This window comes from Shewanella sp. SM74 (genome assembly GCF_025653725.1).
Lineage (GTDB): Bacteria > Pseudomonadota > Gammaproteobacteria > Enterobacterales > Shewanellaceae > Shewanella > Shewanella oncorhynchi.
On record NZ_JAKKRZ010000003.1, the window covers coordinates 255,194 to 276,170 of the forward strand.

The following is a 20,977-nucleotide window of genomic DNA, read 5'->3' on the forward strand; positions in this document are numbered from 1 at the left end:
AGGATAGTTAGCCTTACCATAAGTCAGTCTCGCAATACGCCAGCATCACGATAGAAATGCATCGAGATCTTCTGGTAGTTGCGGACGACTAAAAAGGTAACCTTGGGCTTGATCGCACTGGTTTTGTTGCAGAAAATCAGCTTGCTCTTTAGTTTCAACCCCTTCGGCGATAATTTCCAGCTTCAACGCATGTCCAAGTGCAATCACAGCCTTAGCGATAGCGGTATTGTTGGTATCGAAGGGAATGTCTCGCACAAAAGACTGATCAATTTTCAATTTATGAATAGGCAGTTTTTTCAAATAGTTGAGCGATGAATAGCCAGTGCCAAAATCATCAACCGATAATTCGATACCTAGATCGCCAAGTCGCTTTAAGTCACGGATAGCAAGATCAGGATTCTGCATCATCACACTTTCAGTCACTTCAAGCTCTAAATGCTTGGCGGGCAAACCCGTTTCAGCTAAGACACGTTTCACATCATCCACAAAGGAACTGCGCTGTAACTGTTGTCCTGCCACGTTCACGGCAATGCGGCCAAAGTGTTTGCCTTCACTAAGCCAACGCATTCCCTGACGGCAAGCGGTTTCTAACACCCATAAACCAATTTCATGGATAAGACCTATTTTTTCTGCCACGGGTATAAATATCGCTGGAGAAATCAAACCCAGTTGAGGATCGTGCCAACGCAGTAATGCTTCAAATCCCACGGTTTGTCGAGTCACTAAATCGAGTTTTGGCTGGTACATTAAGTACAAAGCATTTTGCTCAATCGCGCCATAGAGGGCACTTTGCAACTTAAGATGCTCAAACGACTGCTGAGTTAAGGACTCAGTATAAAAAGCATAATTATTGCGGCCATCATTTTTGGCGCGATACATGGCCGCATCGGCGTTACGCAGTAAAGTGTCCGCATCGGTTCCATCATTTGGATACAAAGAAACGCCCATACTCGCCGTTAAACGTAAGTGGTCGCCCGTGCTCACAATAAAAGGTTGCTCAAACACTTGGCGCAATTGATTTATGGCAACTGCGGCATCGGCACTATTGTCAATCCCTGAAATCAATGCCACAAACTCATCGCCACCAATCCGTGATAACACATCCTGATCGCCTACTTGACTGCGTAAACGCTTGGCGAGCTCGACCAACATTTCATCGCCTATACTGTGGCCAAAACTGTCGTTGATATGCTTGAACAGATCGACATCAATCATCACAGTCGCTAATTGCAAATTCAGCCGCTTCGCATGCCGTACTTCTTGCTTAAGCTGCATCATGAACTTCATGCGATTGGGCAAATGCGTTAGCGGGTCAAAATACGCTAAGTGCGTGAGTTGCGCTTCATTCTCTTTCTGGGCTGAAATATCGGCAAATACAGCGACAAAATAACGCACATCTCCAACGTCATCATAAATAGTGCTTATGGTGATATTTTGCGGAAAAATCGTGCCGTTCTTGCGCCGATTCCAAATTTCGCCATTCCATTTACCTTGAGTAAACAAGGTATTCCAGAGTTTATCGAAAAAATCTTTATCATGCCGACCCGAACTAAAAATCCGAGGATTCTGGCCGAGTAACTCTTCCCTCACATAACCTGTGATCTCAAAAAATGCACCGTTAACGTCGGTAATATTGCCATGCCGGTCGGTCACAACGACACCTTCAACCGAGTTTTTAAACACATTGGTCGCCAGTGTCAGTTGTTCTTCAACTGCTTTATGCTTGGAGATGTTGCGAGTCATACCGATAACGCCCACGAGCTCACCCTGGGCATTGAGTGTTGGGAGTTTTAGCGTTTCTAGCCAAAGATGATTTTTAGCTTCACTGCCATCTAAACACTCAGCGACAATGATAGGCGTACCAGACTCGATAGCGAGCCTATCACCCTCTAGAAAAATCTCTGCAATATCAGCACCAAAGAGTTCAACATCGGATTTACCAACAATCTCACTACGAGGCATTTCCCACGCATTCTCAACACTACGATTGCAAAGAGTGTAAATGCCAGCGGCATTTTTCATCCAAATATGTTCGTCAAAACTATCGATAAAAGTTTGTAAATCGACCGTTTCGACACGACTCGGTGAACCTCGGCTTAATGTTTCAGCCGCATTATGTTGGCTCAATATCTCGCCTAACTGGTGTTGAATGCTATCGCTGATAAGCTTAGCGAGTTGTAGTGTTTTTGAATCTACGCCGTGAGCCTCGTTATGATAGAAACATAAAAAGCCAAAATTTGCCCCAGATGGCCAAGCGAGAGACAAACAAATCACGCTGCCGACTAAGTTGCAAGTGTGCCAATCTGAGTGCTTCCGAGTATCCATAATTAACAGAGGCTCACGTACCTGCTCAGTTAGCTGTGATACAGATAATGCAGCCGTGATTTGATGACTGCCTAATCGGGGCAATGCTGAAATTGGCTCACTCAGGCTGGACAATTTAGCATTGCTTAGAGGAGGAATAGTAGATTTATCAATAATATCAAAGGTATTTGGAACAACTTCTGATGGTGTGAGCATTGAGGGCATCACAACGGACTGGCTTATCGCAGGCTGGGGGTTGCCACTTAGGTGGCTAAGTATTGCCTGTATTTCACTTTCAGCCGCAGAGTCTGAACTTAACATGCAGCTAAGTTCACCCGCAGCATTCCATGCTAATAACATTGCTTTACTGCTTGATATCTCAGCGACTAAATTTAAGTCACTCAACCAGTTATCCAGCTGTTGCTGCGTAATAGGTACATCTATCATCATCTTGCCAACTCAGATCTCGTTACTGCTCAATCGGCCTACGGCGAGAATACCGTAAGACCTTAAACACATGCCCAATATTGCTACAGAGGGAAAACGTTAACCAAGCAGTAAAATCTCATAAAATTTTACGTTTAACATCAAATCAATACATCTCAATTGGCACTAAGGTTGGATCTAAAACTTACTCCATCATATCCACCTTTTAGGGTGGTAGAGGTCAAACCATCAAAATTCACACTAACTTACTCACACTCAGCAGACTGCTTGCACGGGTAAATCCAACTAACATTGCATTTGCTACTTTAGCACAAAATTTTAGTGTCAGTATCGCGATAAGTTTATTGAGTAACAATTAGTTAGACTTAATCAATTAAGTCTTCCCCCGATAATTCAGCACTTTCTTAGCGAGAGAAAACCATCCCTAAAGACATATATCAGCAATAACAGAGTTTTGATTGACAAAAATGCTATCTTATTGTCTACAATGGAAATAATAAGGCTGAAAAACCAAGGATATTTATGCCCACTGACGTCGTATCAAGCCAAGCTACCCTGCTCAACAGTAAACAATTATATCGCATTTGCGAACTCGACCAATTAAGCACAGATTGCCAATCGACAGCAGAACTCACACCTCTCAATGATATTGTCGGCCAAGAACGCGCCCAGCAAGCAGTAGAGTTTGCAATGGGAATTAAAGAAAAGGGTTACAACATCTACGCCATAGGTCAGAACGGCCTCGGCAAACGAACCATGATGCTGCGTTACCTAAGCCGTCACGAGCCAAACGACCATACCCTGTACGATTGGTGCTATGTGGTCAATTTCGATGATACCCGTTGCCCTAAAGTGCTGAAACTGAGCGCAGGGACTGGACTTGAATTTAAAAAAGCCGTCGAAAAGTTGATGCTTAAACTTGTCAAAGCTATGCCTTTAGCCTTTGATAATGAAATGTATTATGCCCGCACCGAAAAGCTCAAAAGCCAATTATCACAGAAGCAAGAAGTCGCACTCACTGAATTAACCGAAGAAGCGAAACAAAAAGGCATCAGCCTCAGTTTAACCATGCAGGGCGACTATCAAATGGTAGCGCTCAATGGTGAAGAACCCCATGACGAAGCTTCATTCGAAGCATTGACAGAGACTGAACGTAGTCAATTTGAAAGTAATATCAATGGCCTAGAGGTTAAACTGCGCGGTATTATTCGCCAAATCACTGAATGGGAAGAAGAATTCAGCGACAAGCAGCAAGAGCATGACGAACAAGTCGCCAAAGAAGTGTTAATTCATTTTATTAAGCCACTCAAAGATAAGTTCAAGCACCAGCCCGAAGCACGGACTTTCTTAACCGGTATGCAGGCGGATATCTTAGACAATTTAGATATCTTTTTAGAAGAAAGTGAAGAACAACTGGGCCTAGCCTACGCTTCCCTTGAAAAGAAAATGCCCCGCCGCTACCAAGTTAACGTTTTGGTCGGCCAAGGCACTCAAAAATTCCCCATAGTCGTCGAAGAAAGCCCGAGTTATCACAGCCTATTTGGCTATGTGGAGAACGCCACATTTAGAGGCACAGTGTTCACCGACTTCTCGCTTATCCGTCCCGGCAGCCTGCACAAGGCGAATGGTGGCGTGTTATTAATGGATGCCGTTAAAGTATTAGAGCGCCCTTACGTGTGGGACGGACTAAAACGCGCCCTGCGTTCACGCAAACTCGATTTAAGTTCGCTGGAGCGGGAAGTGTCACTGTCGGGCACGATTTCATTGGCGCCTGAGCCTATCCCCTTAGATGTGAAAATTATTCTGTTTGGCGATCACGAAACTTATCAGCTGTTACAGCACTATGATCCTGACTTCAGTGAGTTATTCCGCGTTACCGCCGATTTTGAAGATGTGATGGACAGAACCTCAACTTCTGAGGCGCACTATGCCCGCTTTATTTCGAGCATAGTTCACGACAACAACATGCTGCACTGCGACCGCGCCGCCATAGCGCGCATCATTGAATACAGCTCGCGGGAAGCCGAAGACCAACAAAAACTGTCGCTACACTCGGCGAATATTGCCAACCTACTGCGGGAATCAAACTACTGCGCTAAATCTTCGGGCAGTCAGCAAATTTTAGTGCCGCACGTTGAGCAAGCACTGCGAAATCAAGAGCAAAGAGTCTCGCGTCTGCACGACAACATAATGCAAAGCTTTACCAACGGCACGACCTTGATTAGCACTCAGGGCAAAGTGGTTGGGCAAATCAATGCCTTATCCGTCATCTCGACCTCAGATCATCAGTTTGGTATGCCCAATCGCATCACAGCAACCACAGCCTTTGGTAAGGGTGAAGTGATGGATATCGAGCACAGAGTCAAACTTGGAGGCCGGATCCATTCTAAGGGCGTGTTGATCTTAACCGCTTATTTAGCATCAGTTTTAGGTAAGACGGCGCAAATCCCGCTCACCACTTACCTCACCTTTGAGCAATCATACAGCGGTGTGGACGGTGACAGCGCATCGATGGCCGAATGCTGCGCCATTATCTCGGCTATTAGCGAGCAAGCAATTAGGCAAGATATTGCCATCACAGGTTCGATGAACCAATTTGGTGAGGCTCAGCCCATTGGCGGCGTGAATGAAAAAATTGAAGGCTTCTTCGATGTCTGCAAAATAAAAGGCCGTACGCCGGAGCAAGGGGTGATTATTCCTGCCTCGAACATGGCCAACCTTATGCTGCGCAAAGACATTGTCGATGCAGTGGCACAGGGGGAATTCCATATTTGGGCTATTACCCATGTGACTCAAGCAATGGAATTACTGCTCGGTAAAACCGCAGGAAGTTTGCCGCAAACGGCAGCACCTAGCCAAGGGCAATATTCTCCCGAGAGTATTTTTGGCATAGCTCAGCAAAAGCTCACCGCACTCAGATCCTTAGTTAAAGCGGATTAAATAAAAACGAGAGAGACAAAAAAAGGGTTAGCACATGCTAACCCTTTCTTTATAAAGCTATTAAGCGAAATTACACTAAGCTTGTAAGCATTTCATCGCTGTAAGGAACAAGTTCAACGCCATCACGCACGCGAGCAACATAGTCAGGGTTAGCAATGAATGGGCGACCAATAGCAATCAAATCAAACTTATTCGCCGCAATCGCTTCACTGGCGGTTTCAGCGCTGTAGCTTCCAACACCCACTAAGGTTTTGCCATAGTGTGCGCGCACATAGCTTGAAGCTCTGCCACCAAGATAGTCGAATTCCATGCTGTCATCGAAAATCCCAATATGCACAAAAGCGATATCGCGGGATTCCAGCTCAGGCAAGAAGTAATCGAACACTTCGCGGTCACGACTATCTGCCGCCATATTGAAATAAGCCCCTGGAGAAATCCGTAAACCGGTTCTGTCTTTGCCGATACGAGCCACAACAGCATCGACAACCTCAAGCGCAAAACGGGACATATTGGCAGGTGTTCCACCGTATTCATCAGTACGGCGATTGCTGTCATGGTGTAAGAAAGTGTCAATCAAATAACCATTTGCACCGTGGATTTCGACGCCATCGAACCCAGCTTCAATGGCATTTTCCGCCGCTTTGGCGTAATCACGCACTAGGCCTTGAATATCCTCAAGTGTGGCAGGTTTTGGCGTGACATATGTCAGTTCGCGCATTCTTGGCACGCTGCCTTCAATCTTCTGTGCTGATGCCGCAAGCACATCACCACCATCGAAAAAGTGTGGATGAGCAACACGGCCCGTATGCCATAACTGCACAAAAATCTTACCGCCATTGGCATGTACCGCATCGGTCACTTTACGCCAGCCAGCAATTTGCGCTTGAGTAAAAATACCAGGGGTATTTGGGTAACCTTGAGCATCGGGACGAATAATAGTCGCCTCTGTGATGATCAAACCCGCTTCAGCGCGGCGTGCATAGTAGGCAACCATATCATCGGTCGGCACTAAATCGGCATCCGCCATACAACGGGTTAAAGGTGCCATTAAGATACGATTATTTAAGGTAATAGTGTCATTAAGTGAGTAGGTATCGAACAGATTTACCAATGAATTTGGCGTGGTTTGTGTGGTCATTTTCTCAGTCCCATTCTTGAATATGCATTCAAGATATTATTATTTGAACGATCATTCAAGTTCATTTTTGAATGTTTGTTCAAATTTAGGTAGAATCTGGCCTAAGCGTTTCTATACAAGTGAATTAAATTCGATGCGTAATGCAGAGTTCGACCGAGAACAGGTACTTCGCGGCGCTATGGCCGCCTTCATGCACAAGGGTTACACCAAAACGAGCATGCAAGATCTTACTCAAGCCACGGGATTACATCCGGGGTCGATTTACTGTGCCTTCACCAATAAACGCGGGTTATTAATCGCGGCCATAGAGCAATATCAACTCGACAGAAACGAGCAATTCAACAATCTATTCGGCAATGGCGAGAATGTGCTGACTAATTTGAAAACCTACTTAGATCATCTCGTTATTGAATGTCTGAGTTGCGATAGCGCCCAAGCTTGCTTACTGACAAAAGCGTTAAATGAAATTGCAGAGCAAGATGTTGAGATCCGGGACATCATCAATCAGTATCTACAATCTTGGCAGCAAGCACTCACACTACAATTTGCCACCGCAACGTTACAAGGACTCCTCCAAGGCGATCGCAGCAGCGAGCAAAGAGCCCAATATTTAATGATGGGAATTTATGGTTTAAGAACCTTCGCCCACACCCATCCTAATGCCGAAACCTTACAGTATCTTGCAGACCAATTGCTGGTAGAAGTCTGCCATTAAAGTGCGTTAATTTGTGGGACAGTAAATATCTGAATGACTAATCGAATATGATTAAGCGAACAAGCGCTAACATTAATAGAAATAGATGGATTGAATAGAGTTTTTGCAGAAAATGTCGGGACGATAATTTAGCAAAGTGAATTATTCGTCCCAAGAATGACGATTAGTTTAAAATGTTAACCTATATTAGCTTGAGCAAACACTCGCTCGCCTAATGAATTCAATATCTTACACTCACCTTCAAGTACAGCAATGATAGATTTTCCCTTGCGGAAACTTGCAGGTATCATCACACGCCCAGCTTCACTCACTGGCAAATTACCTAATACGGCGTTGTGCATAATTAACCCTACGGGCGCATCATAATATAAAACAGTTACAGTCGCTTGATTTGCTTGCATCACATTTAACTCACATTAAGCAGCATCTACTGCGTTATATTTACGTCGCAAGAGAGCTCCCTGTCCTCAACATTTTAAAATATCCAGGAAGATATTTTAAACATTTTAAATCAATTACTTAAGGTCTTATTCAAATTTTATGATTTTTTATTGGATACAATACTGTCTTATACTGTACACCTTGGGCTATTTAAGCACTTCGGCAAAAAGATGCCAATCTATTTCTATTATGTTAATCAATTACCCACCATCGATCACATATAAGACACAAATAAAGATGCGTTTTTATGCATTTTTTAGAGTAAATAACCTAAATTTGAGTTATCAGTAATCTACTTAGCTTTAAATCCCACTCGAAATCCGCCCCAATGTTTACCGTTTACAAAAATGGGCACCGACAAGTCGTGCATCACTTCGCCCGTATCGCGTTTATAAGTTTGCAATAGCACAGGTTCAGTATGGGCGCCGCAACGGATCCCTGTAGGATCATTAAACAAGCGTTTGGTTCGATTGTGCACCATATCAACCTCAACTTTGCCTGTCAGTGCTTGGCTAAAGCGTTTATTATGGGTCGGAAAATAACCTTTCCTATCAACGGCTCCCGCATAAATAATTTCGCTGTGTTTTGCCAGAATGGGCTCTTGAATTGTTGGAAAATGCTGATCGGTATAACGATCGAAAGCCGTGCTGTATTTCTGCGGCTGAGTATTGGTAATAGGTTGGTATTTAGGATTAAACAAATCAGCCTCGCTAAAACTGCCACTGGCTAAACCTTGTGCTAACTTGTCACCGCACGCTTTAGCGGCAACATTCGCCAATTGCAGAACCTGCTGATCGAAGGTTTGTGTATCCAATTTAGACAGCGCTTTAAAAATACCCTCAGTGGTCAAGGATAAAGTAAAGGCCTGCTCGGATACGCTATGACTCTGTTTACCCGTCGAATTTAATGAGTCACGTATTTGAGTCACCGAGCGGCTAATGTCGTTAGTAGTGTTGTTATATTGTTTGAGTGAATCTTCCATATCACCTAAGGCATGGGCCGATTGGGTCACAGAAGCCGAAATCTCAGTGAAGTGCGCGTCTAACTCGCCCATGGCGGCGACCACATCGGCTGTTTGCGTCACGACTCGCTCCATCAGCCCAGAAGTTTTATCCGTTTCACTGCGGATTTCTAATAACATCTTGCCGATATCTTGGGTCGCACCTGCGGTTTTACCCGCAAGGCTGCGTACTTCGTCAGCCACTACCGCAAAACCTCGACCCTGCTCTCCCGCACGAGCCGCTTCGATGGCCGCATTTAACGCCAACAGATTCGTTTGCTCGGCAACGGAGTTAATCACTTCGGTAATTTTTTGGATTTCTTCGGCTCTTGATTTAAGCGCCTGCACTTGCTCAGCGGCAGTATCAATATCCGTACTCAGTGAACGAATGGCCGCAACACCTTTCTGAGCTTGACTTCGTCCCTGCACGCTAACGCGCTCAGCCTCTTGAGCTTGGCCTAAAATGTCGGCGGCATTATCGCCAAGTTGGGCCGTAGTGTGACTCAATTGCCCTGCAGCAACCGCAATGGCGCTGGCATGCTCGCCATTTGATTCAATTGATTTATTCAATAAATCAATAAAATGCGACACCTCAGCCGAACCGATAGCCATTTTGCTGGTTTGCACACTAATGTCGTGGGCGGGAATGCTTTGCTCTTGTAATGCCTTAATGTTTGCCTCATCGGTGTCGAGCTTAGCCTTAGATGCGCGCAAACACACCCACACCACTAAGCCACAGGCAAGAACGCCCAAGATCAACGCCTGCACAATACTAGGAAGATGCAGTCCCTCAAGTAATAAACTCCCCAGAGTGACCAGCGTGAAACTGATGAAAATTAAAATTTTGTGCTGTATTTCCATATACTTCCCGTAACTGCGCAAGGTAAAAATGAAAGGGAAATGCTAAGAGTCGAATCATTAGCCTTCGTTCAGCTGCTATCAATTACAGCGGCTATTGCTTACAACTGACGAGGGAGGGCTAACTATGATAGCGCTCAAGATTTATAGTTTTAGTCTATTTCTCTGAATAAGCTAGATAATTTATCTCGCTAAATAAACAAAGTAGAAGTTAGCTATCATCAACAGTCTCACGAGCGTATGGCATTAGACATTAGTATTAATCTATCGCGATATAGTCCTAGCCTATCTAAAAGCAGATCTTCCTTGATAAAACCAACTTTGCCCTGAAATGCGTGCCCCGTCGCCTTCTAGGTAATAAATCACATAGGGACGACTGCACTTATGCCAAGAAAACTGCTAATATCGGCGCAATTTTTTTGAGCTAACGAGATCAAGATGGGCAGAGCATATCAAAACAAGAAAGAATCCATGGCGAAAACAGCCGGTCAAAAAACCCGCATTTATTCACGCTACGGTAAAGAGATTTACGTTGTCGCTAAGCAAGGCGGCGTTGAGCCCGATGGAAACTTATCACTGCGTCGCTTAATTGAACGCGCTAAGAAAGACCAAGTGCCTGCGCATGTTATTGAACGCGCAATTGAAAAAGCCAAAGGCGGCGGTGGTGAAGATTACGATACCGCCCGTTACGAAGGTTTTGGTCCAGGCAACTGCATGGTCATTGTTGACTGCTTAACCGATAACGTAAAACGTACCTTCACCGAAGTGCGTCAAGCCTTCGTGAAAAACGATGCCAAACTCGGCGGCCCAGGTACAGTTGGCCACATGTTTGATCATCAAGCCGTGTTCGTGTTTGCGGGTGATGACGAAGATGCGATTTTAGAACTGCTGATGATGGCTGACGTTGATGTAAGCGATGTTGAGCTTGAAGATGGCTTAATCACAGTTTACGCGCCGCACACTGAATACTTTAAAGTCAAAACTGCACTGACCGAAGCGATGCCAGAGGTTAACTTTGAATTTGACAATATCACCTTCGTACCGCAGGACATGACTAAAGTTGAAGGTGAAGATGTCGTTATGTTTGAAAAGTTTATTGCCGCACTTGAAGATTGTGACGACGTACAAAACGTCTATCACAATGCGGAAATTGATGACTAAACGTTTCTTTCGCCTGAAACAAAAACGCAGCTAAGAGCTGCGTTTTTTTATTTATAGATCAAAATATTAAGCTTCAATAAAGCAGCCATGAAACCCTAGTGGCAATACCCTGTTCATTTGAGCCGAAGCGATGGGGCCCGCACTGATATCACTGGCACGAAACAAAGACAAACCAGACTGTTCATTATGGTAATCGAGCCAAGTCATCAGTAAATAGGCTTCGTGCTGCTCAGTGGCGGGGATATAGAGCGGCTCTTCGGCAATCTTGCCTTTGCCAAGATAAAACGCGCTATAGCTCGCGTCGCCAAGTGTATCCGCACTGTGCTTGCTGCTGTCTTTTGCATTATGAATACAATACAGAGTGTTACTTAGCCCTGATTCAGAGTCAGATTCTGCTTCATATTTAAAGTTAGAGCTGGAGCCAGAGTTAACAGCTGAATCTGATCTTGCTCCAACGCCAAATAACGGAACCAACTCCGAAGCCCCACCTGTTTTCTCTGCAAACGCTTTTTCACCGCTAGTTTGTTTTTTACTCATAATGTGCTGCGAAAACTGGGGAAACTCCATCATCACGCCGCTGCGGTTAATACGTGCAAAGGAAGACAAGGTCTCCGCAAACTGCGCTTTGCTAGCTGCTGTAAGTGCTACTGTGAGCGGTACTGTGATCGTCACTAACTCTGCATGGGGTGTCTTAGTTTTTCGCTCCCCCGTCAGCAACCCCTTCATCCCTTGGGTTAAAATAGCAGAATTGGGATAGAGGCAAAGCTGCACCGAAAGTTCGTCATTCTTCTCAATGGCTTGACCAAAGTGAAATACAAATCCCGCAGGTAGCAGGTGCAACTGGCGCACGCTAAAATCAGCTTTGTCGATGACTAGTAATTGCGATGGCAATTCGGGGCGCCATTTAAAGGCATCAACATAGGTTTCGCCCTCTTCATACACGCAGGATGAAATGTAAAACACCAGCTTACTCTCACTCTGCGCGAAGGCATGTAAATAGCTAGCTTGAGGTAATTCAATCACTTCCATTCTGGCAATGCTGTCATCGGCTGCCACTTGATACACAAGTAATTGCTTATCACCACCGACATACCAGACGCCAAAATTCCATAGTCCACCTTGTCCGTCATCGAGTGGGTGAGCAGAAAAGGGCAAGCCCTTAAATTTGTCACCAAAACTTTTCACGCCAAGCGTGGTTAAGGTCTGAGCATCAAGTCGATAGGGTGAACCCGCCTCCCATAAAGCGAGCAACTCGCCGTGGCGCGGCAATAAACTAGTATTGGCCACATTCAAATCGTCGTTATTTCGAATAGGTAAAGCATTGGGGATCACTGTGCCTGCAGTCGTGTACTTAAACGCGCCAGCGGCCTCTTCCACTTTAAACTTCTTTGTTTGGATAAACTTAGCCTGATGCTGAATTTGCCTATTGCTCACACTAAACTGCTGCACCATGCCATCGCCATCGAACCAATGCTGATATGCCTTACCTGCCCGAGACATTTTCGCTGGCCCATTACGATATAGATTGCCGCTCAACTGCGCTGGCCACTCGCCTGAAACCTGCATAGTCAGTGGCTGATAGTCAGCTTCAGCACCACTAAATCCAATCGCCCATGGCTCACGTGCGACCGTTTGTGCGTTATCCAGCGCCAGCAATTTATCCACTGAACTGGCCCAAACAGCGGTCGTCATTAGGGCGGCTGAGCCTGCTAGAAATTGACGTCTATCCATGGTGCAGCCCTCCCTTAGCGAATGTGTATAGTGATTTGCGCATCGGCCTGCAAACTAAAGCTGGCGTCTTTAAAGCTCGCAGGTCCAAAACTGCCGGCGTTATTGCTAAAACCATAGCCTTCACTCGGCACACCTAACATATTGGTATCTAAGCTGTGGTTGCCATTTTCATCGTGAAAGACCTTGACCGCATATTGGCCATCAGCGAGATCGCTAAATACCAGCCTATGCTCTGTCTTAGTGACGGGTTTTATCATAGACGCACTAGGATTGTGGCCTGCGGCGTAATCCTCGGCATTGGCGTAAAGCTCAACCATCAAGGCGCCGGTTTGTACTTGAATATTATCGATATCCACAGTCAGGGTATGTGCCTGGCTCTCAGCCGACATGCTTCCAGCCGATACACTTCCAGCCGACAAGAGCAAGCAAGCTAAGCCTACGCCCCAAATCGCTGATAACGTCCTTTTGGTCATATTTGCTCGGCGAATCTGGGTTGTTGTCATCGTTAAGTTCACGTGTTTCATGTCTTGCTCCTGTTATTTGCGCTGATAAGTGACTGCGATGGAGTTAGCTTAAAAAATCACAGGACGAAAAACAGGTGCCAAAAGTCATGAAACAAGAATTTAACAAGATGACTTTTGGCATAGTGACATCTGGCGCTGATACCTTAGAATGGTCGGCAGAATCGGATTAAGGAATAGACATTCGTGCTAGAAAATCGATTAGCAAAAGAAGAGAGCATGTTGATTGCCGCTGGAGTGATCACTTGGGCATTAATCGCTTGGGTCGGAATAACCCAAGCCGCATTGCATACATGGCAAGGCATGCTAAATGCCGTACTGTATGGGCTGTTTTTAGTGCAATTTATACTAATAGCAACGGACATAGCTCCACATAATAATATTCAACTTCGCCGCATAACCACGCTAGCAATGCCCTTGATCGTACTGAGCTTATTACTCACGGCAAACCATGCATTGCTGCCGATCCTCTTCGTCATTTGGGCGTCACTGTTGCCTGAGTTTTTTAGTCGTCGCCAAGCTATTTCACAGCTGCTGCTAGCCAACCTTGTTTATTACGCGCTGCTGAAATGGCAATTGCATGAACAAAGCAATGTGTTCAATATTTTGATTTATCTTGGCTTTCAATTCTTTGCCTACAGCAGTAGCCAAGCAAGGCTTTCTGAACGTAAATCACGTTTGATACAAGAACAGCTAAACCAACAGCTTATTGCCACTCGCGCCCTACTGAGCCAAGCCAGCGAACAGCAAGAAAGACTGCGGATATCACGCGATTTGCACGACATTCTCGGCCACCAACTCACAGCGCTTTCCCTGCAATTGGAAGTACTAAGCCATACAGCGCCCGAGGAACTCAAACCTCAAGTGAACCAAAGTAAATCCTTAGCTAAAGAGCTACTTGAAAGTATTCGCGCCGTCGTCAGGGCTCAAAGAGTGCAAGTGGGATTGGATTTAGTCCCACCTTTAGAGGCACTGATGACCCGCTTACCCAGCGTGACTCTTAACTGCAAAGGGATGAAGCCACTGCAAACAGCCGAACTGACTCAGGCACTACTGTTAGTGCTGCAGGAAGGCATCAGCAACGCCGTTCGTCACGGCAAGGCGAATCAACTGCAATTGAGCATGCAAGACTCCCAAAGCGCGCTGGTATTGCAACTAAGCGACAACGGCATGGGGCTAACACGGGGATCCGCGCGAAACGCATCAGCTAAAAGCGGCACTGGACAGTTCAGTACTGGGCTCGGCGGCATGCAGGAAAGGCTACAACCCTTTAATGGCACCTTGGAGTTAAGAGCAAATGACTCGGCGCCCGGCTGCCAACTCACCCTCACACTCCCTGCACTCGCTTAACTTTTTATTAAAAACGCTTTGGGATCTCTATGGATATGCAAAACAACATTATCAGTGTCGGTTTAGTAGAAGATCAACAATTGGTTCGCCAAGGTATCGCCAGCCTGCTCGCCATTTCCGACAACATTCGCGTGTTATGGCAAGCCGAAGACGGCCAAGATGCACTCAAAAAGCTTGCCAGCAATCCCGTCGATGTACTGCTCAGTGATATCCGCATGCCAAATCTTGATGGTATCGCCATGCTCAAACAGATACGCCAGAGTGCCAATAGTTTACCTATCATCATGTTAACCACCTTCGATGACAGTGAGTTATTCCTCAATAGTTTGCAGGCGGGCGCCAATGGTTTTTTGCTCAAGGACGTGTCACTCGACAAGTTACTGCACGCCATCGAAACCGTCGCCAAAGGCGGCTACTTGATAGAGCCTTCGGTACTCAAACAGATGAGTGAGCCTAAACCTGCACCTAGCGTTGGGGTAACTAGAAATGAATTATTGTCGGAACGGGAGCGGGAAATTCTCAGTTTTATGGCGGGCGGCTTCTCCAACAAGGAAATCGCCAATGCGGTATTTTTAGCCGAGGGCACAGTGAAGAATCATGTCTCTAACATACTCACTAAACTCGATTGCCGAGACCGTACCCAAGCTGTGCTCAAGGGATTACAACTGGCATTGATTTAACCCATTAGCATTAAACCAAACCCGATTGCCAACAAAAAGGGCCATTTAAGGCCCTTTTTGTGCTCATCTAAAGCAATGAGTTATAGCTAAAACCTAACGAAGATCCATCTCTTGGATAATTTCATGGGCAATAGCTGGCGTTGTACAGCTCGGGGTTTCATGCAAATCCGCTTTTAACTGACCTTTACGGTGCTTAAGTGCTGCATCTAATTTTTTCGATGCGGCTTTGATTGCTGGGTACATAACCTCATCGGTACCTGAAGCAGAAATACGGCTTCCTTCATAATTCGTACGAAGCTCAACCTGATACTCGCCATGCTCTTTCGCAATAATAATGTCCAGTGCGATCAGAGAGGGGAAATGGGTGGCGATTTTTGCAAATTTTTCGTTAACATCTTCTCTAATAGAATCAGTAACATCGACGTGGTGACCAGAAATATTTATTTTCATAGGTTGTCCCTTTTAGTGTCATTACTTTTATTTTTGCTTCACTAATAGAGCTTGGGGCATGCAGGATAAAACACAAGGGTTATTGGCAAATATTTCGGTCAACTCAGGTATTAGCATCTCCTAAATGTGACCTCCATCAAGAAGTCAAAAATAAAACAGCGAGAAAAACATGATTAAGTGATTGATTTATAAACAGGCATTAATAATAAATCAATCACAAAATGCAATACGACATAAGGTAAATACGCTTAATATTTACGTTGCACACTCTGCTGCCAAAACTGTTGGGACAAATGATGCGTCTTGGTCGATAAACGCGACACTTGATCACCCCGCGCTGCCGCATCGAGCGTCTGCTCTAAACTCTGCTGAGCCAAGTCGCTGATCACATGGATAGCTCGGCTAATTTCTGCGGCCACCGAAGTCTGCTGCGTCATCGCCGCCGCATTATCATCACTCAAAGAATTAATTCGCGAAATAGATGAAAGCAACTCGCCAAAAGCCACACTCGCATCTTGCGCTAAGCTTACCGAACGTTTTACCTGCTCCTGCCCTGCCATCATGGTCGAGGTTGCCCTTTGAGTGCTTTCCCTAAAACGGCTAACAATTAACTCAATTTGCGAGGTGGATTGGCTAGTACGGCTCGATAACTGCCTGACCTCATCGGCCACCACGGCAAAACCACGACCACTCTCCCCAGCCCGCGCCGCTTCAATTGCCGCATTTAAGGCTAATAAGTTAGTTTGGTCGGCAATGGCACGTATGACTTCGAGCACTTGGTGAATCGCACTGCTATCTTGTTCAATAGCTTGTACAACATCGGAAAAGTGGCTCACTTGTACACTTAACTGATGTATCGCATCAATAACCGTTTCTAAACGTGAATGACCGCGTTGAGCCGCCTCATGGCTCGACACCATTTCCGAGGCAGTGCGATGAATGTTTCCCGTTACTTCAGCAAAACTGGCACTCATCTGCTCCATCGCCGTCGCAGCTTGCGTGGTTTGTTCACTCTGACTATCGGCATGCTCCCAAGTGTTTGTAATGGTTTGTTTAAGGCTGACACTTTGTGCTTGGATCTCACTGGCAGAATCAGCCATACGGCCAACAACGCCACCAATTTCAGTGATCAAAAAACGTAGGGCGAGGTCTAATTTACCGATCTCATCTTGGCGGCCGGTGTAGACGCCCGTAGCGACAGGATCGTCAATAATGTTGGTTGCCATAGACACAAGCTTTTGCAGCGGCTGCATCAGGTAATACCATGCTAGGCACGCGAGACTCATTCCCACCATCGCGGCAACTATGGGGGAATAACTGGCAATCATCGCCGTAGCCGTAATCGAAACCAACATGGCCAGCAGTATTTTACCACTGAAACCTAACCTATCTTTACGCAATACTTTAGGTTGCTTGCCCTGATTAATATCACTGTAAATACTCTCAGCGGCTTTAATCTGCTCAGGGGTAGCTTGGCGACGAACAGATTGATACTCATGAACTTTACCATCTTCATACACTGGCGCGACGTAGGCATTCACCCAATAATAGCCGCCCGTTTTGGTGCGATTTTTAACTATCCCCATCCAAGGCTTGCCCTGCTTAATTCGCTCCCAGAGGATCTTAAATGCAGCCGCAGGCATATCTTGATGGCGCACTATGTTATGTGGATTCCCTTGCAACTCAGCAACACTAAACCCACTGATCTGCGAAAAGGTCTGATTCACATATTTAATATTTCCCTTCAGATCCGTCGTTGATAGTAAAATCGCATTATCTGACAGGTGTGTTTCACCATTTGTAGAATTTTTATGCATAGGGTTATCAGGCTAGGTCTCGGTAAAAAAGATAACGCATTCTGCCAAAACCGTCGTCTATCAAAATTGATAAAGCTCACATTGGCAGCATAAAAATTAACCTAATGCTAAACAAGCAGTAACCACTAAACACATATCAACAAATAAAAACAAACAATTGTGACAGGGCGCTCGTTACGCTACATACGTTAAACTCGTCACCCTACACTCGCTAAAGCAGATCAGCTTAAGATCACAAATTCACATTCGAATCTAAATGATATCGTTTATCATTTGAATTAACTAAGTTATACTTCTCGCGGTTAGCTATCTACTGCTATAGAAATGCATTCGTCGTTAAGCCAAAAAGCTCAAGCACACTTTGCAGAATCAACAGTAACGGATAGCCATAACAGACCCATATTGGCTCGAAATGAGAAGTGGCACTTATGTCTAATACACCCGCGTTTGAAACCTCAACGCAATCTTCTACAACTCAAATGCGCTCGTTCTCGCTGATTTCGCGGGGAATTGTGCAATGGTTTAAGCAAGAGCAATCGCAGTTTGCCTTCAAAGTCTTTGCCCGTGCGAGTGCCGCTCTACTGGCGGGTTATGTTGCGGCAGCAACCTTGGCTTGCCTGCTGACATTAGTACTACCTATGCCGCGCTTTGAAAGCACGATAACGGCCAATATGTTAGCTTTCCTGTTTTATGCCGTCGCTATTATTTATGCCTTTTGTGTGCGTAAAACCTGGCATGCATGGCGAGATTTAGGCTTAGTGAGTTTGTTATGTTTTGGATTGATCAAGGTATGTGGGCAATAAGATGAAAGAGACATTTTTTAGAACTTTATCTTGGCTACATACCTGGGCAGGCTTGCTGGTATGTTGGGTATTATTGTTGATCTTTTTTGCGGGTAGCTTGAGCTATTTTCGCCATGAGATCAGCCTTTGGAATGAACCCGAATTACACAAAGGGGTTTATCAAGACTACCGAGCCGATACCCTCGAAAACCAATTAGATAAAGGTCAAAGTTACATAGAAGCGCATTCGCCGGCAACAGCGCAGCGCTGGATGATAGGTTTTCCAACTGAACGGACCCCCTTTCAAAGCGTTAGCTGGCAACTGCCACCTGAAAAAGGTCAGCGTCGTGGCAAGACTGAAGAACATGTAGCCTTAGCAGATGGCAGCGGCATGATCTCTGAAGTGCGTGAGAGTCGCGGCGGTGATTTCTTCTATCGTCTGCACTTTGACTTGCACTATATGTCCGCTATTACAGCCCGCTATATCGTCGGCGTTTGCACTATGTTTATGCTGATCGCCCTTATCAGTGGCATAGTGATCCACAAACGGATCTTCAAAGATTTGTTCAGTTTTAGACGGGATAAAGGCGCTCGCTCTTGGCTAGACGCGCACAATGTGAGCTCTGTCATCGCCCTGCCCTACCATTTGATGATCACTTATACAGGGCTTATTACCCTAATGCTTATCTATATCCCATGGACGGTTAATACTGCCTATTCGGGTGATAACCAAGCTTTTTTAAAAGAACTTAATCCCGCCAGACAAACCGAGAAAGCCGCGGGGATTAGTGCGCCACAGGTGCAACTGAGCCAATTACTACCTCAAGTGAAAGCCGCATGGGGCGATGCGCCAATTAAGCAAGTGATAGTGTCATACCCTAAAGATCAAAATAGCCAAGTGACCTTTTACCAAAACACAGGTAAAGATGTGACCGATGAAGCCAATATTTTGATATTCAACGGGGTAAATGGTGAGCTTAAATATGCCAGCCCGCACGAAGCCTCTGGAGCATCCGCGACTTACGATACTATGATGTCGCTGCACACGGCACGTTTTGCCGCCCCGCTGCTAAGATTTTTATTCTTTTTCTGCGGTTTATTAGGCTGCGCTATGATCGCGACAGGCACTTTGATGTGGGCCATTCGTCTACGTCAAAAACAGCAAAAATTGATCGATAAAGGCGAGAAACCAAGCTTTGGATTACGTTTAGTTGAAGGGTTAAACTTCATGTTTATCTTAGGATTACCCTTAGGCACTGTAGCCTTCTTTTACGCCAATCGTCTCTTATCGACAAGTTTTGCAAGCCGCTCTGAATGGGAAGTTCACAGTTTCTTTATCGCGTTAGCGGCAATGGGAGTTTGGGCTTTCTTGGGTCGTTCACGTCGCCAGTGGCAAACCGCATTACGACTCACAGGGACTTTGTGCTGTGCGCTGCCCGTGCTCAATGCCTTCACATCACCAAGCAATATCATCGACAATATCCAATCCCATCAATGGGCTTTAGTCGGATTTGACGTGCTCGCAGTGCTACTTGGTGGCGCTATGCTATTTGCCAGTAAAAGAGTGACTTTGATTGCTAAGGCCCCCACTAAACGCCCAGCAAAAGCAAAAAATGCACGTAGAAGCGAATCCCAAACATCCCTTGCCAGCGACCTTAGTTCGTCATCTTCATTGGAGGAAGCCAAATCATGATGCCAGAATTTATTCCCCTACTTGGGATCTTAGGTTTGAGTTATCTTTCCCTCGCCCTGTTTGCCTTAGCTAAATTTGGTCACTTCAAGGATGTGTTCAATCGTCCACCAGCACAATGGCAAAGTCGTTTGCTAACCTTGTTTGCTTGGTTACTACTAGCATTTAGCTTAAGTGCCTGCGCGAGCGATCAGGGCTGGGCCTACGGGAGCATTTTGTTTATGGGAATAATTTCCCTCGCGGCAATGCTGGTCATCCTAACGTTAAGCTACAGCCCGCGCCATTTACCGATAGGAATCGTCACTGGCAGCGTGCTCACTGGCACTCTATTACTGAGTGCTGGGATCTAATGTCCAGCTAACACTGGCATGGCGATCATGGCTAAGTGAGCACCGCTAGGCTATAGTGCCCTGATGTCCTTCAGATAGGAGAAAATAATGGGCTTTAACTTAACGGTTAACTGGCAAACCTCGCCCGCCGAAGAAGGCGAATTTTGTCGAGACCACAGTATTACCTTTGGCAGCGGCCAGACGATTCAAGCCTCGTCGGCACCGGAATACAAAGGCAATGGGCAAAATGTCAATCCAGAGGAAAGCCTGTTGGCTGCATTATCCTCATGCCATATGTTGACCTTTCTAGCGATTGCGCATCTTAAGCGCTTACCTGTAACCTCTTATGTGGATAATGCCACTGCAGAGCTGGGTAAAAACGAGGCGGGCAAGTTGGCCGTGACAAAGATGGTGCTCAATCCTAAGGTCATTTTCGCTGAAGGGGTCGAAGTCAGCCAAGAAACCCTTGAGAAAATTCACGAGAAAGCACATGCAAATTGCTTTATCGCTAATAGTTTAGCAACAGATATTCAAATCAAGTTTTAGGATTTGAGCAGATCTTTATGGCCCGCTGATGGTTTTCTTAAGCGGGCTTTTTTATTGCCGCACCGTAAATTAATAGC

The 20,977-nt window shown here is 45.6% G+C and carries 17 protein-coding genes; 9 read left to right on the forward strand and 8 right to left on the reverse strand.

The annotated features are described in order from the left end of the window. Positions 1-45: 45 nt before the first annotated feature. Positions 46-2,754 carry a putative bifunctional diguanylate cyclase/phosphodiesterase gene (locus tag L5M49_RS05000; RefSeq protein ID WP_263265569.1) on the reverse strand — a complete coding sequence of 903 codons (2,709 nt, stop codon included), beginning with the start codon at positions 2,752-2,754 and terminating at the stop codon, positions 46-48. A gap of 519 nt (positions 2,755-3,273) precedes the next feature. On the opposite strand from L5M49_RS05000, the gene L5M49_RS05005 reads away from it, so the two are divergent. Then, positions 3,274-5,691 carry a Lon protease family protein gene (locus L5M49_RS05005; RefSeq protein ID WP_263265570.1) on the forward strand — a complete coding sequence of 806 codons (2,418 nt, stop codon included), beginning with the start codon at positions 3,274-3,276 and terminating at the stop codon, positions 5,689-5,691. 70 nt (positions 5,692-5,761) lie between these two features. Here the strand turns inward: L5M49_RS05005 and L5M49_RS05010 are convergent, their stop codons facing one another. Then, positions 5,762-6,829 carry an alkene reductase gene (locus tag L5M49_RS05010; RefSeq protein WP_198572107.1) on the reverse strand — a complete coding sequence of 356 codons (1,068 nt, stop codon included), beginning with the start codon at positions 6,827-6,829 and terminating at the stop codon, positions 5,762-5,764. A gap of 133 nt (positions 6,830-6,962) precedes the next feature. Between L5M49_RS05010 and L5M49_RS05015 the strand changes: the two genes are divergently transcribed. After that, positions 6,963-7,544 (forward strand): TetR/AcrR family transcriptional regulator, encoded by a 582-nt coding sequence (locus tag L5M49_RS05015; protein ID WP_173246058.1) that lies wholly within the window; start codon positions 6,963-6,965, stop codon positions 7,542-7,544. 176 nt (positions 7,545-7,720) lie between these two features. Here the strand turns inward: L5M49_RS05015 and L5M49_RS05020 are convergent, their stop codons facing one another. Together L5M49_RS05020 and L5M49_RS05025 are read right to left on the reverse strand one after the other, a co-directional pair. After that, the gene (locus tag L5M49_RS05020; protein ID WP_028760777.1) at positions 7,721-7,945 is read right to left on the reverse strand and encodes a TIGR02922 family protein; all 225 of its coding nucleotides are present in this window, start codon (positions 7,943-7,945) and stop codon (positions 7,721-7,723) included. A 332-nt stretch (positions 7,946-8,277) separates the two neighbouring features. Beyond that, a complete protein-coding gene (locus L5M49_RS05025) occupies positions 8,278-9,846 on the reverse strand; it encodes a methyl-accepting chemotaxis protein (protein WP_263265571.1) in 1,569 nt (522 codons plus the stop codon). A 435-nt stretch (positions 9,847-10,281) separates the two neighbouring features. On the opposite strand from L5M49_RS05025, the gene L5M49_RS05030 reads away from it, so the two are divergent. Further along, positions 10,282-11,004, forward strand: a complete 723-nt coding sequence (locus tag L5M49_RS05030; RefSeq protein WP_028760779.1) for a YebC/PmpR family DNA-binding transcriptional regulator — start codon at positions 10,282-10,284, stop codon at positions 11,002-11,004. Positions 11,005-11,070: 66 nt separating this feature from the next. Here the strand turns inward: L5M49_RS05030 and L5M49_RS05035 are convergent, their stop codons facing one another. Together L5M49_RS05035 and L5M49_RS05040 are read right to left on the reverse strand one after the other, a co-directional pair. After that, complete coding sequence (locus tag L5M49_RS05035; RefSeq protein ID WP_263265572.1) at positions 11,071-12,735, reverse strand: carotenoid oxygenase family protein; 1,665 nt, start codon at positions 12,733-12,735, stop codon at positions 11,071-11,073. 14 nt (positions 12,736-12,749) lie between these two features. Continuing rightward, positions 12,750-13,259, reverse strand: a complete 510-nt coding sequence (locus tag L5M49_RS05040; RefSeq protein WP_198572110.1) for a DUF2141 domain-containing protein — start codon at positions 13,257-13,259, stop codon at positions 12,750-12,752. Positions 13,260-13,442: 183 nt separating this feature from the next. Here L5M49_RS05040 and L5M49_RS05045 point away from each other — a divergent pair, with 183 nt between their 5' ends. After that, positions 13,443-14,606: a sensor histidine kinase gene (locus L5M49_RS05045; protein WP_198572111.1), complete on the forward strand. Its 1,164-nt coding sequence runs from the start codon at positions 13,443-13,445 to the stop codon at positions 14,604-14,606. Between the two features lie 29 nt (positions 14,607-14,635). Next, a complete protein-coding gene (locus tag L5M49_RS05050; protein ID WP_198572112.1) occupies positions 14,636-15,286 on the forward strand; it encodes a response regulator transcription factor in 651 nt (216 codons plus the stop codon). A gap of 93 nt (positions 15,287-15,379) precedes the next feature. Here the strand turns inward: L5M49_RS05050 and hpf are convergent, their stop codons facing one another. Both hpf and L5M49_RS05060 read right to left on the reverse strand, forming a co-directional pair. Then, a complete protein-coding gene (hpf, locus tag L5M49_RS05055) occupies positions 15,380-15,736 on the reverse strand; it encodes a ribosome hibernation-promoting factor, HPF/YfiA family (protein ID WP_028760784.1) in 357 nt (118 codons plus the stop codon). A 248-nt stretch (positions 15,737-15,984) separates the two neighbouring features. Then, positions 15,985-17,553: a methyl-accepting chemotaxis protein gene (locus L5M49_RS05060; RefSeq protein WP_105249832.1), complete on the reverse strand. Its 1,569-nt coding sequence runs from the start codon at positions 17,551-17,553 to the stop codon at positions 15,985-15,987. 428 nt (positions 17,554-17,981) lie between these two features. On the opposite strand from L5M49_RS05060, the gene L5M49_RS05065 reads away from it, so the two are divergent. The 4 genes from L5M49_RS05065 to L5M49_RS05080 all read left to right on the forward strand — a co-directional run bounded on the left by L5M49_RS05065 (position 17,982) and on the right by L5M49_RS05080 (position 20,900). Next, positions 17,982-18,356 (forward strand): DUF3649 domain-containing protein, encoded by a 375-nt coding sequence (locus tag L5M49_RS05065; protein ID WP_263265573.1) that lies wholly within the window; start codon positions 17,982-17,984, stop codon positions 18,354-18,356. A 1-nt stretch (position 18,357) separates the two neighbouring features. Continuing rightward, positions 18,358-20,028: a PepSY-associated TM helix domain-containing protein gene (locus tag L5M49_RS05070; RefSeq protein WP_263265574.1), complete on the forward strand. Its 1,671-nt coding sequence runs from the start codon at positions 18,358-18,360 to the stop codon at positions 20,026-20,028. After that, positions 20,025-20,375, forward strand: coding sequence for a DUF3325 domain-containing protein (locus tag L5M49_RS05075; RefSeq protein ID WP_113940646.1), 351 nt, complete (start codon positions 20,025-20,027; stop codon positions 20,373-20,375). The genes L5M49_RS05070 and L5M49_RS05075 overlap by 4 nt, the downstream gene beginning before the upstream one ends. A gap of 87 nt (positions 20,376-20,462) precedes the next feature. After that, positions 20,463-20,900 (forward strand): OsmC family protein, encoded by a 438-nt coding sequence (locus tag L5M49_RS05080; protein ID WP_028760789.1) that lies wholly within the window; start codon positions 20,463-20,465, stop codon positions 20,898-20,900. Positions 20,901-20,977 lie beyond the last annotated feature (77 nt).

Excerpts from the sequence above, each read along its gene's own strand:
- L5M49_RS05000 (WP_263265569.1), bottom strand. The coding sequence starts at position 2,754 with ATGATGATAGATGTACCTATTACGCAGCAACAGCTGGATAACTGGTTG.
- L5M49_RS05005 (WP_263265570.1), top strand. The coding sequence starts at position 3,274 with ATGCCCACTGACGTCGTATCAAGCCAAGCTACCCTGCTCAACAGTAAA.
- L5M49_RS05010 (WP_198572107.1), bottom strand. The coding sequence starts at position 6,829 with ATGACCACACAAACCACGCCAAATTCATTGGTAAATCTGTTCGATACC.
- L5M49_RS05015 (WP_173246058.1), top strand. The coding sequence starts at position 6,963 with ATGCGTAATGCAGAGTTCGACCGAGAACAGGTACTTCGCGGCGCTATG.
- L5M49_RS05020 (WP_028760777.1), bottom strand. The coding sequence starts at position 7,945 with ATGCAAGCAAATCAAGCGACTGTAACTGTTTTATATTATGATGCGCCC.
- L5M49_RS05025 (WP_263265571.1), bottom strand. The coding sequence starts at position 9,846 with ATGGAAATACAGCACAAAATTTTAATTTTCATCAGTTTCACGCTGGTC.
- L5M49_RS05030 (WP_028760779.1), top strand. The coding sequence starts at position 10,282 with ATGGGCAGAGCATATCAAAACAAGAAAGAATCCATGGCGAAAACAGCC.
- L5M49_RS05035 (WP_263265572.1), bottom strand. The coding sequence starts at position 12,735 with ATGGATAGACGTCAATTTCTAGCAGGCTCAGCCGCCCTAATGACGACC.
- L5M49_RS05040 (WP_198572110.1), bottom strand. The coding sequence starts at position 13,259 with ATGAAACACGTGAACTTAACGATGACAACAACCCAGATTCGCCGAGCA.
- L5M49_RS05050 (WP_198572112.1), top strand. The coding sequence starts at position 14,636 with ATGGATATGCAAAACAACATTATCAGTGTCGGTTTAGTAGAAGATCAA.
- hpf (WP_028760784.1), bottom strand. The coding sequence starts at position 15,736 with ATGAAAATAAATATTTCTGGTCACCACGTCGATGTTACTGATTCTATT.
- L5M49_RS05060 (WP_105249832.1), bottom strand. The coding sequence starts at position 17,553 with ATGCATAAAAATTCTACAAATGGTGAAACACACCTGTCAGATAATGCG.
- L5M49_RS05065 (WP_263265573.1), top strand. The coding sequence starts at position 17,982 with ATGTCTAATACACCCGCGTTTGAAACCTCAACGCAATCTTCTACAACT.
- L5M49_RS05070 (WP_263265574.1), top strand. The coding sequence starts at position 18,358 with ATGAAAGAGACATTTTTTAGAACTTTATCTTGGCTACATACCTGGGCA.
- L5M49_RS05075 (WP_113940646.1), top strand. The coding sequence starts at position 20,025 with ATGATGCCAGAATTTATTCCCCTACTTGGGATCTTAGGTTTGAGTTAT.
- L5M49_RS05080 (WP_028760789.1), top strand. The coding sequence starts at position 20,463 with ATGGGCTTTAACTTAACGGTTAACTGGCAAACCTCGCCCGCCGAAGAA.